Origin of the sequence: Bordetella ansorpii (assembly GCF_900078315.1) — a bacterium.
In the GTDB taxonomy this organism is placed as follows: Bacteria; Pseudomonadota; Gammaproteobacteria; order Burkholderiales; family Burkholderiaceae_B; genus Bordetella; species Bordetella ansorpii.
The window spans coordinates 467,467-481,555 of record NZ_FKBS01000029.1; the positions used below are offsets into that span (position 1 = coordinate 467,467).

Annotated in this window: 12 protein-coding genes; 1 reads left to right on the forward strand and 11 read right to left on the reverse strand. The window is 68.1% G+C overall.

What is annotated here, in order from left to right; all coding sequences use genetic code 11:
• The 11 genes from A7W11_RS23855 to A7W11_RS23905 all read right to left on the reverse strand — a co-directional run bounded on the left by A7W11_RS23855 (position 1) and on the right by A7W11_RS23905 (position 13,565).
• The gene (locus A7W11_RS23855; protein ID WP_066420113.1) at positions 1-1,980 is read right to left on the reverse strand and encodes a type IV pilus assembly protein FimV; all 1,980 of its coding nucleotides are present in this window, start codon (positions 1,978-1,980) and stop codon (positions 1-3) included.
• Between the two features lie 219 nt (positions 1,981-2,199).
• Complete coding sequence (gene asd, locus A7W11_RS23860; RefSeq protein WP_066420115.1) at positions 2,200-3,330, reverse strand: aspartate-semialdehyde dehydrogenase; 1,131 nt, start codon at positions 3,328-3,330, stop codon at positions 2,200-2,202.
• 94 nt (positions 3,331-3,424) lie between these two features.
• Positions 3,425-4,498, reverse strand: coding sequence for a 3-isopropylmalate dehydrogenase (leuB, locus tag A7W11_RS23865; protein WP_066420118.1), 1,074 nt, complete (start codon positions 4,496-4,498; stop codon positions 3,425-3,427).
• Between the two features lie 86 nt (positions 4,499-4,584).
• The gene (gene leuD / locus A7W11_RS23870) at positions 4,585-5,235 is read right to left on the reverse strand and encodes a 3-isopropylmalate dehydratase small subunit (protein ID WP_066420120.1); all 651 of its coding nucleotides are present in this window, start codon (positions 5,233-5,235) and stop codon (positions 4,585-4,587) included.
• An 11-nt stretch (positions 5,236-5,246) separates the two neighbouring features.
• Complete coding sequence (gene leuC / locus A7W11_RS23875; RefSeq protein ID WP_066420122.1) at positions 5,247-6,650, reverse strand: 3-isopropylmalate dehydratase large subunit; 1,404 nt, start codon at positions 6,648-6,650, stop codon at positions 5,247-5,249.
• 212 nt (positions 6,651-6,862) lie between these two features.
• Entirely contained in the window at positions 6,863-7,825 is a 963-nt protein-coding gene (locus tag A7W11_RS23880) for a D-2-hydroxyacid dehydrogenase (RefSeq protein ID WP_066420124.1), read from the reverse strand.
• A 101-nt stretch (positions 7,826-7,926) separates the two neighbouring features.
• Entirely contained in the window at positions 7,927-8,775 is an 849-nt protein-coding gene (locus tag A7W11_RS23885) for a M48 family metallopeptidase (protein ID WP_066421703.1), read from the reverse strand.
• Positions 8,776-8,866: 91 nt separating this feature from the next.
• A complete protein-coding gene (gene aroC, locus A7W11_RS23890; RefSeq protein ID WP_066420130.1) occupies positions 8,867-9,925 on the reverse strand; it encodes a chorismate synthase in 1,059 nt (352 codons plus the stop codon).
• A 40-nt stretch (positions 9,926-9,965) separates the two neighbouring features.
• Positions 9,966-11,336 carry a putative bifunctional diguanylate cyclase/phosphodiesterase gene (locus A7W11_RS23895; protein ID WP_066420132.1) on the reverse strand — a complete coding sequence of 457 codons (1,371 nt, stop codon included), beginning with the start codon at positions 11,334-11,336 and terminating at the stop codon, positions 9,966-9,968.
• 191 nt (positions 11,337-11,527) lie between these two features.
• On the reverse strand, positions 11,528-13,024 hold the full coding sequence (locus tag A7W11_RS23900) for a protein adenylyltransferase SelO (protein ID WP_066420134.1): 1,497 nt from the start codon (positions 13,022-13,024) through the stop codon (positions 11,528-11,530).
• Positions 13,025-13,193: 169 nt separating this feature from the next.
• Positions 13,194-13,565 carry a DUF2069 domain-containing protein gene (locus A7W11_RS23905; protein WP_066420137.1) on the reverse strand — a complete coding sequence of 124 codons (372 nt, stop codon included), beginning with the start codon at positions 13,563-13,565 and terminating at the stop codon, positions 13,194-13,196.
• A gap of 16 nt (positions 13,566-13,581) precedes the next feature.
• Here A7W11_RS23905 and A7W11_RS28895 point away from each other — a divergent pair.
• On the forward strand, positions 13,582-14,089 hold a 508-nt coding region (locus A7W11_RS28895), incomplete at its 3' end, for a YihY family inner membrane protein (protein ID WP_235816958.1).

The following is a 14,089-nucleotide window of genomic DNA, read 5'->3' on the forward strand; positions in this document are numbered from 1 at the left end:
TCAGGTCCGGTTGTTGTACGAAGGTGAAGCAAACGGCGACGAGGACGGCGATTGCGATGGCGACGTCCCCGGAGCCTGGGCTGGGGTCGCGGAGGCACTGCCCTGTGTCGGCGGGGCGTCGCCGGCAGGGGAAGGACTCAAGGGCGCGGCAAAGGGAGAAGGCGCCGCGGACGGCGAAGGCGCGGCCGCCGGCGCGACGGCAGGCGCCGCCGCCGGCGAGGCGTCGCGCTGGACCGGCTTGGCCTCGTCCGTGGGCGGATGATTGAGGTCGAGATCGATCGCGTCGAGCTTGCGATTGAAGGCGCGGCTGTCGAAAGGCGGAGGATCGCTGTAGTCGACCGCTTCCACGTCTTCGTTGCGGCGCGTGCCCGCCCGGCGCAGCATCCAGGCCACGATGAAGATCAGTACCGCCAGCACGGCCGTGATGACGGCCAGCAGATTATCGACCAGCCATGACGGCATGCCGACCTTGCCCTGAGTAGAGGCGGCGCCTTGCTGCGCGGATGGCGCGTTGCCAGCCGATCCGGCGGCGGCGGACGGCGTGCCTGCCGCGGCGCCACCTGCACCCGCCTGGGCAGGCGTATTGTTCGAGGCGCCATTGGCGCTACCCGCCATGCCGCTGCCTGGCGCGCCGGCGGAGGCGCCAGCAGTGGCGGCATCGTTGCCTGCGCCACCCACGCCAGCACCAGCGGCCGCCGTGCCGTTCGCGCCGGCCGCACCGCCAGCCGCGGCATTATTCCCATTGGCCCCGGCCGCGCCACCCGCAGTACCTGCTGCCGCAGCCGCACCGGCCGGGCCTGCCGCTGCCGCACCGTTGGCCGAGGGCTGGGCAGCGTTGCCTTGCCCTGCCGCGCCGCCTGGATTGCCCGAAGCGGCCGTGGCCGCGCCACCGGCCCCTGCACCCTGGCCAGCCGCGGCACGATTCAATGCATCCACGTTGGACTGCAGCGCATCGACGCGCTGGCGCGCTTCGTTCATGGCACGCTGGTCGGAAGCGCGGGCATCGCCCGCCGCATCCGACGAACCACCGGCGCCAGCCGCCGTATTGCCCGCCGCCCCCGCCGCTCCGTTGGACAAGCGCAGGCGGTCCTGCGCCGGCGGCTGCGCCACGGGCGAGCCGCTGCTGGCGCTATCCACCTGGCCGGACGAACCATCGGCGCGCGGCACGGCGGCGCCCGCCCCCGCGGCAGCGCCGAGGCGGCCGCGATAGCGCTCGTAAGCGGCGGCCTGCTCGGCGAAAATGCGGCGGGCCTCGTCGGGATCGATGGCGCGCACGGTCGCGGCGTCGGGAATCGTCAGCGTTTCGCCGGCGCGCACCAGGTTCATGTTGTTCTGGATGAAGGCCTGCGGATTGGCCTGCCACAGCGCCACCAGCATCTGGTAGACGGACGCATCGGCGACCGCGTGGCGCACGGCAATGCCCGAAAGGGTCTGCCCCGGACGCACGGTGACGTCGTCGACGCGTTGCGCGGCCTGCGCACCGCCGGATGCGGGCCGGGGCGCCGCCGCGGGTGCCGGAACCGCCGCGCGGCGCAAGCCGGCCTCGGCGTCGCGTGCCGGCACCATCAGCGTAACCTGCATCTGGCGCTGGCCGGCGCTGGAGCGCAGGTCCAGCAGCATGTCGACGGTTTGCGTGGTGATCGGCTGCGTGGCGGTGATGCTGACCACGCGGCGGGCCGCGCCGCTGCCCTCGAGATTGACCCGGGTGTCGGCCAATGGGGCAGGCGGCTGCAGGCCGGCGCGCTGCCACGACGCGGCGTCGGCCAGTTGCACCTGCAGCGAGGCGACCTCGTCCGCCGTCAGGTCCAGCAGCGGAATCTCGATGCGCATGGGCTCGCCGGGCAAGGACGCGACCCGCGCATGTCCTGCACGCGCCGCCTGCGCATCCACGCAGACGGATGTGCCGATGGCCAGCGCCAACGCCAGGCCCAGGGCCTTGTTACGGGGGACATGATGCAGGCTACGCGGATGCGAAGTCATGAGCCGGGATTCCCTATTCTGCTTTTCGTGATCGATCGATATGGCGCAGGGCTGCGATCTCGAAGAACGCAGCCCGAAAGTGTAAAGGCATCATGCAAGGCGTTCAAACCTGCAATCCGCCTGTCATGCCGGAAAATACACCCTGGATGTGACGAGAGCACCCGCAGGTGCTCTCGCCGTACCCGATCAGCGCGGCGCCCGGCGCCGCGCAAGGGCGAATCAGGCCTCGGCCAGAGCGATGCGCAGCATGCGGCGCAGCGGTTCGGCGGCGCCCCACAGCAGTTGGTCGCCGACGGTGAAGGCGCCCAGGTAGTCCGGGCCCATCGACAGCTTGCGCAGGCGACCCACCGGGATGTCCAGCGTGCCGGTGACGGCCACGGGGGTCAGACCCTTGACCGTGTCTTCCTTGGTGTTGGGGATGACCTTGGCCCATTGCGTACCCTGGGCGATGAGGTCCTGGATCTCGTCCAGCGGCACGTCGCGCTTGAGCTTGATGGTCAGCGCCTGGCTGTGGCAGCGCATGGCGCCGATGCGCACGCACAGGCCGTCGATCGGGGTGGGCCGGGTGCCGAAGGCCGCGCCGCGGCCCAGGATCTTGTTGGTCTCGGCCTCGCCCTTCCACTCTTCCTTGGACATGCCGTTGCCCAGATCCTTGTCGATCCAGGGGATGAGGCTGCCGCCCAGCGGCACGCCGAAGTGCTCGCGGGCCAGGCCCGGATCCTGCTGGGCCGCCAGCACGCCACGGTCGATGTCCAGGATGGCCGATGCCGGATCGTCCAGCAGCGGGCGCACGGCCTGGTTGAGGGTGCCGAACTGGGTGAGCAGTTCGCGCATGTGTTGCGCGCCGCCGCCCGAGGCCGCCTGGTACGTCATGGAGGTCATCCATTCGACCAGGTCGTTGTTGAACAGGCCGGCCAGGCCCATCAGCATGCAGCTGACGGTGCAGTTGCCGCCGACGAAGTTGCGCACGCCGCGCTTGAGGGCGGCGTCGATGACCGGACGGTTGACCGGGTCGAGCACGATGATGGCGTCATCGGCCATGCGCAGCGTGCTGGCGGCGTCGATCCAGATGCCGGTCCAGCCTTCGTTGCGCAGGCGGCCGTACACCTCGGTGGTGTAGTCACCGCCCTGGGCGGTGACGATGATCGGCAGTTTCTTGAGCGCTTCGATGTCGTAGGCGTCTTGCAACGGGCCCGCGCCGTCCGCCCACGAAGGGGCGGCGCCGCCGGCGTTGCTGGTGGAGAAGAACACGGGTTCGATCAGGGCGAAGTCGTTTTCGTCGCGCATGCGCTGCATGAGCACCGAACCGACCATGCCGCGCCACCCGACGAGGCCTACTGCTTGCGTCATCTTGAAGAGCTCTTGAAAGTGATAACTACGTGAAAAAAGAAAGGAATCCTTCCAATTTATCAGAATGCGCGGCGCGCTGCCGAAGCGGGCCGGATTACAGCGCCTTCAGCACCGCGTCGCCCATCTCGGCGGTGGACACTTTGGTGGTGCCGCTCTCGTGGATGTCGGCGGTGCGCAGGCCCGAAGCCAGCACCTTGCGCACGGCGGCCTCGATGCGGTCGGCCTGGCCGGCCTGGTCCAGCGAGTAGCGCAGCAGCATGGCGGCCGACAGGATGGTGGCCAGCGGGTTGGCGACGCCCTTGCCCGCGATGTCCGGCGCCGAACCGTGGCTGGGCTCGTACAGGCCCTGGCCGTTGGCGTTCAGCGAGGCCGACGGCAGCATGCCGATCGAGCCCGTCAGCATGGCGGCCTCGTCGGACAGGATGTCGCCGAACAGGTTGCCGGTGACGATGACGTCGAAGTTGCGCGGCGCGCGCACCAGCTGCATGGCGGCGTTGTCCACGTACATGTGCGACAGCTCGACATCGGGGTATTCACGGCTGACCTCGATGACGATGTCGCGCCAGAACTGCGAGGTTTCCAGCACGTTGGCCTTGTCCACGCTGCACAGCTTCTTGCCGCGCTTGCGGGCCGCCTCGAAGCCGATGCGCGCGATGCGGCGCACTTCGGTGTCGGCATAGCGCATCGTGTCGTAGCCTTCGCGCTCGCCGGCAAAGGCGCCGTCCTCGGCCGTGCGCACGCCGCGCGGGGTGCCGAAGTAGATGTCGCCGGTCAGTTCGCGGATGATCAGCAGGTCCAGGCCCGACACGATCTCGGGCTTCAGCGACGAGGCGCTGGCCAGCTCGGGATACAGGATGGCCGGACGCAGGTTGGCGAACAGGCCCAGCGCCTTGCGCAGGCCCAGGATGGCCTGCTCGGGGCGGAACTCGCGCGGCAGGCTGTCGTACTTCCAGTCGCCCACGGCGCCGAACAGCACGGCGCGCGACTGCTTGGCCAGGTCCAGCGTGGCCGGCGGCAGCGGGTGCTCGAACTGGTCGAAGGCAGCGCCGCCCACGGCGGCCTGCTTCATTTCCAGCGGCAGGCCCAGCGCGCCCAGCACGCGCACGGCCTGTTCGACGATTTCCGGCCCGATACCGTCGCCGGGCAGCACTGCGATTTGATGCGTCATGAATGAATCCTGTTCGTTTTGCATGGAAGGCAGGAGGTGCCCACCTTGGAATGATTGATTGAGTGCTTCAACGCCGGGAACAGGCCCTAAACCACCGGCCTGCCTTCCAGCCAGGGGTGGCGCGCCAGGCGCTCGGCCTCGAAGGCACGGATCTTGTCGGCGTGGCGCAAGGTCAGGCCGATGTCGTCCAGGCCGTTCAGCAGCAGGTATTTACGGAAAGGCTCGATGTCGAAGGCCATTTCACGTCCATCGGCGGCGATGACGACCTGGCGGTCGAGGTCGATGCGCAGTTTGTAGCCGGGGAAAGCCTTCACTTCGTCGAACAGGCGAGCCACTTCGAACTCGGACAGCACGATGGGCAACAGACCATTCTTGAAGCTGTTGTTGAAGAAGATGTCGGCATAGGACGGCGCGATGATGGCGCGAAAGCCGTATTGCGTCAGCGCCCACGGGGCGTGCTCGCGGCTGGAGCCGCAGCCGAAGTTCTTGCGCGCCAGCAGCACCGAGGCGTGCTGGTAGCGCGGCTGGTTCAGCACGAAATCCGGGTTGAGCGGACGCTTGCTGTTGTCCATGCCGGGTTCGCCGTGATCCAGGTAGCGCAGCTCGTCGAACAGGTTCGGGCCGAAGCCGGTGCGCTTGATGGACTTGAGGAACTGCTTGGGGATGATGAGGTCGGTATCGACGTTCTCGCGATCGAGCGGCGCCACCAGGCCTTCATGTTGGGTGAATGCTTGCATGACTGGAATCCTTAGCGGAACGAACGGACGTCGACGAAATGGCCGGCCACGGCGGCGGCGGCGGCCATGGCGGGACTGACCAGGTGGGTCCGGCCACCCTGGCCCTGACGGCCCTCGAAATTGCGGTTCGAGGTCGAGGCGCAGCGTTCTTCGGGTTCGAGGCGGTCGGCGTTCATGGCCAGGCACATCGAACAGCCGGGCTCACGCCATTCGAAGCCGGCCTCGATGAAGATCTTGTCCAGGCCTTCGCGCTCGGCCTGCTGCTTGACCAGGCCCGAACCCGGCACGACCATCGCCTGCTTCACGTTGGAAGCCACGCGCTTGCCGCGCGCCACGGCGGCGGCCGCGCGCAGGTCTTCGATGCGCGAGTTGGTGCACGAACCGATGAACACGCGGTCGACGCGGATGTCGGTCAGCGGGGTGTTGGGCTTGAGGCCCATGTATTGCAGCGCGCGCTCCATGCCGTTGCGGCGCACGTCGTCCTTCTCTCGGTCGGGGTCCGGCACGCGGGCATCCACCGGCAGCACCATCTCGGGCGAGGTGCCCCAGGTGACCTGCGGCTTGATGGTGCGGGCGTCGACCTCGACCACGCGGTCGAACTTGGCGCCGTCATCGCTGTGCAGCGTGCGCCAGTAGGCCACGGCCTGGTCCCACAGCACGCCCGTGGGCGAGAAGGGACGGCCGCGGAAATACTCGATGGTCTTGTCGTCGACCGCCACCATGCCCGAGCGCGCGCCGGCCTCGATGGCCATGTTGCACACCGTCATGCGGCCTTCGACCGACAGCGAACGGATGGTGCTGCCCGCGAACTCGATGGCGTGGCCGGTGCCGCCGGCCGTGCCGATGATGCCGATGACGTGCAGCACGACGTCCTTGGCCGTACAGCCGAACGGCAGCTCGCCGTCGACCTTGATGAGCATGCTTTTGGCTTTCTTCATCAGCAGCGTCTGCGTGGCCAGCACGTGCTCGACCTCGGACGTGCCGATGCCGAACGCCAGCGCGCCCATGGCGCCATGAGTGCTGGTGTGCGAGTCGCCGCAGACCACGGTCATGCCGGGCAGCGTGGCGCCCTGCTCCGGTCCGATGACGTGCACGATGCCCTGGCGCAGGTCATTCATGCGGAATTCGGTGATGCCGAACTTGTCGCAATTGGCATCCAGCGTATCGACCTGCAGCTTGGAGATCGGGTCGTCGATGCCGCCGGCGCGGTTCAGGGTGGGGACGTTATGGTCGGCCACCGCCAGGTTGGCGCTGATGCGCCACGGCTTGCGCTCGGCCATCGTCAGGCCTTCGAACGCCTGCGGGCTGGTCACCTCGTGCAGGAGGTGGCGATCGATATAGAGCAGACAGGTACCGTCGGACTCTTGGTGGACGACGTGGGCGTCCCAGAGTTTGTCGTAGAGGGATTGGGCCATGGAAGCGCTCTGCAAGTGGACATTCCGGCTTGGGTCCGCGCAACGGTGTTCGGGACACCCGCCGCCGCGGACCACTGCGGCATCGCCGAATTATGCCCAGGGCCTGAACCTAGTACAACTCAACCACCGATACTAGTATTGTGGGTACCTGCATTGAGGAAACGACGGATCGCCATCCGCCCTTGGTGCCCACAATACGCACGATCCTGATCCTAACGGGCCGGCGTCACCAGGTTGCGCGGCTGTCCCGCCACGAACCCCTCGATGTTGTCCACCAACTGATCCGCCAGGCCCTGCATGGCCTCCAGTGAGGCCCAGGCCACGTGCGGGGTCAGCAGGAAATGGGGATGGTCGGCCAGCGCCATGAAGGGATGATCCGGCGCCGGCGGCTCGGCTGTGCACACGTCGAATCCCGCGCCGGCGATCTGTCCGGCACGCAAGGCATCGACCAGCGCCTGCTCGTCCACGAGGCCGCCGCGCGCGGTGTTGATCAGCAACGGCTTGCGCGCCATCTGCGCGAACTCGGGCGCGCCGATCATGTTGCGCGTCGTCGGCCGCAGCGGGCAATGCAGGGTGATGATGTCGGACTCGGCCAGCACCCGCTCGAACGGCGTGTACAGGCTGCCCATGCCGGACGAGCCCTTGTGGGCCGAAAACAGCACTTTCATCCCCAGCGCACGCCCGATCGCCGCCACCGAATTGCCCAGCACGCCGTCGCCGATGATGCCGAGCGTCGAACCCGCCAGGTCGCGGATCGGGAAATCGAAATAGCAGAACTGGCCCGACGCCTGCCAGCGGCCCGCGGCCACCGAATCGGCATAGGCGCGGATGCTGCGGCGCAAGGCGAAGATCAGCGCGAACGTGTGCTCGGGCACGGTGTTCACGGCGTAGTTGCGGATGTTGCTGACGGCCACTTGCCGTTGCGCGCAGGCCGCCAGATCGACGTTGTCGGTGCCCGTGGCGGCCACCGCCACCAGCTTCAGGCGCGTGGCCTGCGCCAGCGATTCGGCGCTGATCCTGGCCTTGTTGGTGATGACGATGTCGGCATCGGCGATCCGGCCCGCGACCTCCGCGGCCTCGGTTCGCTCGTGGGACACCAGTTCATGCGCGAAGGCGGGCGCCCGCAACTTGACCTCGGGCGACAGCGTGGCTCGGTCCAGGAATACGATCTTCATAGTCAAACCATCAATGGGCAGCGCAGGCTGCGGAAACGGAACCCGGGACGAGGCCGGGCGGCGGAAAGGCAGCGGCCGGCGATGCCGCCGGACGGCCAACGTCAGCGGGCGGCCTTGCCGGCCTGCTCGTACAGCGGCATGACCTGCTGGGCGGTCGCCTGCAATTCGGTGATGCGGGTCGAGGCCGACGGGTGCGTCGACAGGAACTCCGGCTGCGACTGGCCGCCCGAGGCCGCCCCCATCTTCTGCCACAACGTGACGGCGGCGCGCGGATCGTACCCGGCGCGGGCGGCCAGTTCGACCCCCATGCGGTCGGCCTCGGTCTCGTGCGTGCGGCTGTTGGGCAGCGTGAACATCACGTTGGTCAGTTGCCCACCCAGGTCGGAGGCGGTGGACGAGCCCGTGGCGATCGACAGCACCTGCAGGCCGATGTTGGTGGCCATCTGCTGCGACACCCGCTCGCGCGCATGTTCGCGCAGCGCATGCGCGATCTCATGGCCCAGCACGGCGGCCAGTTCGGCATCCGTCGGCTTGATCTTGTCCAGCAGTCCCGTGTAGACGGCGATCTTGCCGCCGGGCATGCACCACGCGTTGATGTCGTCGGTGGACAGTACGTGAACCTCCCAGGCCCACTTGGCCGCATCGGGACGGAAGGTGCCGACCTGCGCGATCAGGCGTTGGGAAATGCCGCGCACGCGGTTCAGTTGCGCGGCGTCGCGGTCCAGCAACCCCTTGGTGCGCGCCTGCTGCACGATCTCGCTGTACTGCTGCGACGCCTCCTGGTTGAGCTGCTGCTCGGGCACCAGGCTGGACATGTACTGGGTACGCTCCACGCCCACCGCGCCGGATTGCGTGGTGTTGACGCTGGCGCAACCCGCCAGGACGGCCAGCGTGGCCGCGGCGGCGGCCTGCGCGGCGCGGCGCGCCCAGGGCGAACGGATCATCATCATCGAAACCATGCGGATCTCCGGCAAGGAGGACAACAACGTACGAGGGGGGACTACCAGCGGCGTGCCCACCGGGCGCGGACGCGCCGGGCGCTCAGCCGCACTGGCCGCGATGCAGCAACGCGTGGTCGATCAGGATCAGCGCCAGCAAGGCCTCGGCGATCGGGGTGGCGCGGATGCCCACGCACGGATCGTGGCGGCCCAGCGTCTGGACCACGGTGGGCTCGCCCGCGCGGTTGACCGACTGGCGTTCGACCCGGATGCTGGACGTGGGCTTGATGGCCAGCGACACGGTGATGGGCTGGCCCGTGGAGATGCCGCCCAGCACGCCGCCGGCGTGATTGGTGAGAAAGCCCTGGGGCGTGATCTCGTCGCCGTGCTCGGAGCCGCGCTGCACGATGCTGCCGAAGCCCGCGCCGATCGACACGCCCTTGACGGCGTTCAGGCCCATCATGGCGTGGGCGATGTCGGCGTCCAGGCGGTCGTAGATGGGCGTACCCCACCCCGCCGGCAGGCCTTCGGCCACGACCTCGATGCGCGCGCCGATGGAGTCGCCATCGCGGCGCAGTTCGTCCATGTAGGCCTCGAGTTGCGCCACCACCCCGGCATTGGGCGCGTAGAACGGATTGTTGGGCACTTCGTCCCAGGATTCGAACGGAATCTCGATGGGACCCAGCTGGCTCATGTAGCCGCGCACCTTCACGCCGAACTGCGAGGCCAGCCACTTCTTGGCGATGGCGCCGGCGGCCACGGTGGGCGCGGTCAGGCGCGCCGACGAACGGCCGCCGCCGCGCGGGTCGCGCACGCCGAACTTGTTCCAGTAGGTGTAGTCGGCGTGGCCGGGGCGGAAGGTGTCCGCGATGTTCGAATAGTCCTTGCTGCGCGCGTCGGTGTTGCGGATCAGCAGGCCGATGGGCGTGCCGGTGGTGACGCCTTCGTACACGCCGGACAGGATCTCGACCTGGTCGGCTTCCTGGCGCTGGGTGACGTGGCGCGAAGTGCCGGGACGGCGGCGGTCGAGTTCGGCCTGGATGTCGGCCGCCGCCAGCGGCAGTCCGGGCGGGCAACCATCGACCACGCAGCCGATGGCCGGGCCGTGCGATTCGCCGAAATTGGTGACGCGGAACAGAGTGCCTAAGGTATTGCCGGACATGACGGTAGCGGATGCGATCGAGCGGAAGCGGGAGGCTCGATTATGACATTGCCGCCGCGATCTCCCGGATATCCTCTGCCGGCGCCGGCCTGCCCAGCAGGAAACCCTGCATCAGGTGGCAGCCCAGTGCGTCCAGGATCTTGCGCTGGCCGGCCGTTTCCACGCCCTCGGCGACCACGGTCAGCCCCAGCGCCCGGCACATCACCAGCACCGACAGCACCACGTCGCGGCTGACCGCGTCGGTCTCGATGTCGGCGATGAAGCCGCGATCGAGCTTGACCCAGTCCAGCGGCAGCTTGCGCAGGTGCGTCAGGCTGGAATAACCCACGCCGAAGTCGTCCAGCGCCACGCCGATGCCGCGCGCGCGCAGGCTGTTCATGGTGCCGACGTGCCGTTCGTACTGCGAGATGAACAGCGATTCGGTGATTTCCAGCACCAGCCGGTTGGGCGGCAGGCGGCTGTTGGCCAGCGCATGGTTGACCTGCACCGGCAGCGCCGCCGAATACATCTGCCGCACCGACAGGTTGACGTGCAGTTGCCACGAGGGCGGCCAATGCGCCGCGTGCGAGCAGGCGGTCTCCAGCACCCAGGCGCCCAGCGGCACGATCAGCCCGGTGCGCTCGGCCAGCTCGATGGCCAGGGCCGGCGAGATGGCGCCCTGCGTGGGATGGTGCCAGCGCAGCAGCGCCTCGCAACCCTTGATGGTGGCCGTGGGGCTATCCCATAGCGGCTGGAAATAGACTTCGAACTGGTCCATGGAGGACGAGGCCAGCGCCACCCGCAGGTCGTGCTCGAGTCCGCGGAAATGGCGCTGGCGTTCGAGCATGGCGGGCTCGAACATGGTCCAGGCCGATTCGCTGTCCTCTTCCACGTGCAGCATGCCCAGCAACAGGCTGCGCTCCAGTTCCTCGATGCTGGCGCCGTGGTCGGGATACAGCGCCACCGAGAGGCGGAACTCGACCAGCAGCGGCTGGCCGTGCATTTCGTAGGGCCAGGAAAGCTGTTCGATGATGTGCGGCGCCAGCTCGCGCGCGGCCCAGCGGTCGGTGTCGGAGGCCCAGACCAGGAAGGAATACGAGGAATAGCGCGCCACCAGGCAGTCGGGCGCGACGTGCCGCAGACGGTCGGCCACCATGGACTGCAGCGACTGATTGTCGGCGATGTCCAGCATGGCGCTGAGCTCGGCGTGATGCACCACCTGGATGAGGAACATGGCGCCCGGCGGCCCGCCGGTGCGCTGCAGGCTGGGCTGGATGCGTCGGCGCAGGGCATCCACCGTGAGCGCGCCCGTGAGGGTGTCGCGGGCGAACCGGCGGCGCAACGTGAGCTCCCTGCAGACAAAGAAGATGCAGACTACCAGCACGATCAATGCTGATATGCCGCTCTGTCCGACCAGGTCACTCCAACCCACGAAGACCCCTCATGAACTCCACGCCACCGTAGACGCGGATCTTTTGCATTTAGCCAATAGCACTCGCACCCGGCGGGTGCACCCGGAATTATCTACGATTTGGTTACGTTCAAATGGCACATTTATCAAATGTTTTCCATTTACTTCTCGGCGAAACCGGTTTTTTGACGCATGTTGCACCGCCGCACGGTTCATGACGAGCAACTGACTTCGATCCCGCGCGCCCAGTCCGGCGGCAGCCCCGCATAACCTTCATGGCCGGAAACCGCCGTGTAGGGATCGCGCAGCAGGCGCAGCAACGTGTCGATTTCGGACGGATCGCCCTGCTGCGCGGCTCGTATCGCCTGCTCGGCCAGATGGTTGCGCAATACATACAGGGGATTGACCTGATCCATGGCCAGCGCCCGCTCGCCGGCCGGCCGGCCATCGGCCGCGTGGCGCGCCTGCAAACGGGCCAGCCACTGGCCCGCCGCCGGCCGGTCGATGAACAGATCCAGGAACGGCTGGGACTCGCCGCGTACCGCGTCGGCCATGCGGCGGAACGTCAACGTGAAATCGGCCTGGCCCGTGTGCATCAGGCGCAGCAGTTCGTCCAGCAGTTCCTCGTCCTCGGGCAGCCATTGCGCCAGCCCCACCTTGGCCGCCATCCGGTCGTGGAAGGCCTGGGTGAAGACGGCCTCGTAGCCTTCGAGTACGGCGCGCAGGGCATCGGCGTCGTCGACGATGGCGTGCAGGCTGCCCGCCAGGCGGTACAGGTTCCATAGCCCCACCGAGGGCTGGCGGTTCCAGGCGTAGCGGCCCTGGCTGTCGGTGTGGTTGCAGATATGGCCCAGCTGGAACGCGTCCATGAAGCCATACGGACCGTAGTCCAGCGTCAGGCCCAGGATGGACATGTTGTCGGTGTTCATCACGCCGTGGCAGAAGCCCACGGCCTGCCAGTCGGCCATCAGGCGTGCGGTGCGGCGCGTCACTTCGTCCAGCAGCGCCACCAGCGGGCCCTTGTCCCCTTCGGCATCGCGGCACTGCGGGTAGAAGCGGTCGATGACATAGTCGGCCAGCGTGCGCAGCAGTTCGGGCTCGCGGTTCGAGGCCCAGTGCTCGAACGACCCGAAGCGCACGAAGCTGGGCGCCATGCGGGTGACAATGGCGGCCGTTTCCACGCTCTCGCGGATCACCGGATCGTCGGATACCACCAGGGCCAGCGCGCGGGTCGTGGGAATGCCCAGGCCGGCCATGGCTTCGCTGGCCAGGTATTCGCGCACCGACGAGCGCAGCACGGCTCGGCCGTCGCCCATGCGCGAGTACGGCGTCATGCCGGCACCCTTCAACTGCAGTTCCCAGTTGCCCTGGGGGCCGCGCACTTCGCCCAGCAGGTGGGCCCGCCCATCGCCCAGTTGGCCCGCCCAGACGCCGAACTGGTGGCCGCTGTACACGGCGGCCAGGGTGTCGCCGCCGGGCAGCGGCATCGCGCCGGACGCCACGGCCAGGAATTCGGGAGATTGCAACGCGGCGGGATCCAGGCCGATCAGGGCGGCGGCGTCGGGGTTCGCGTGCAACAGGCGCGGACCGGTCAACGGGCGCGCGGCCAGCCGGGTGTAGAACGCAGGCGGCAGCGCGGCGAAGCTGTTGTCGGTCCGCAGGTCGGACAGGCTGGCGGCCAGGGTGCTGGAACGGGAAACTGAATTCATGGATAGGCCTTCGTGCTGACGCAGGGCGCGGCATACAGGGAAGCGGGCCCGCCGGCGAGGGAAACCCCCGCAAGAGGCATTCCCGACCGTACCGGACCCGCCCGGCGAACCGAGACACGCACCGGCATGCCGGTGCAATCCCGTATTCGCCGAGGGACGGCCCCGCCGCTCATGCGCGTTTTGCCCGGGCGGCGCGCTTGGCGGGCCGCACGTAGAAAATGGCGGACAGGAAAAAGACGGAGGACAGGACGATCTCGATGCCGGCCAGCGCGGCCGAGGCCGGCAGCGGGTCGGACATGGCGCGCACCACGCCTTCCATCAGGTACAGCAGCGACAGCATGGCCGCCCACTGATAGGTATAGACATTGCCCCGCAGCACCCCGCGCAACGGCAGCGCCAGCGGCAAGGCTTTCAGGAACAGCAGCGACCCGCCCGGCCGCAGCGGGGCCAGGAAGATCTCCCAGGCCAGGCACAGCAGCAACAACGCCACCAGCGAGGCGGATGCGACACGGCGCAAAGTCGGATTCAGGGCTGCGGTCATACGCTATTATCGCCTGATGAAGCATCAGGCCGAGCCCGCCCCCGGCGTCCAGACGGAAGCCCCTTCCCCCCGTTCCCGGCGCCACACCTGGCTGGCCCGCATTGGACGCGCCACGCGTTTCGCGGCGGAACGCACCGGCGAGGAACGGCTGCTGCAGGTGGCCTCCAGCCTGACCTTCACCACGGTGCTGGCCATCGTGCCGATGCTGGCGGTGGCGCTGTCGCTGTTCACGGCGTTTCCCCTGTTCCAGGAATTCCGCCTCGCGCTGGAAGACTTCCTGACGAACAACCTGATGCCGCCGTCGGTCTCCAACAACGTCATGAACTACCTGAACCAGTTCGCCCGCCAGGCCTCGCGCCTGACGGCCATCGGCGGCGCCTTCCTGGTGGTGACGTCGGTGCTGCTGATCATGACGATCGACAAGTCGTTCAACGACATCTGGCACGTCGCCCGCCAGCGGCCCTTCGTGCAGCGCGTGCTGGTGTACTGGTCGGTGATCACGCTGGGCCCCGTCGTGGCGGGCG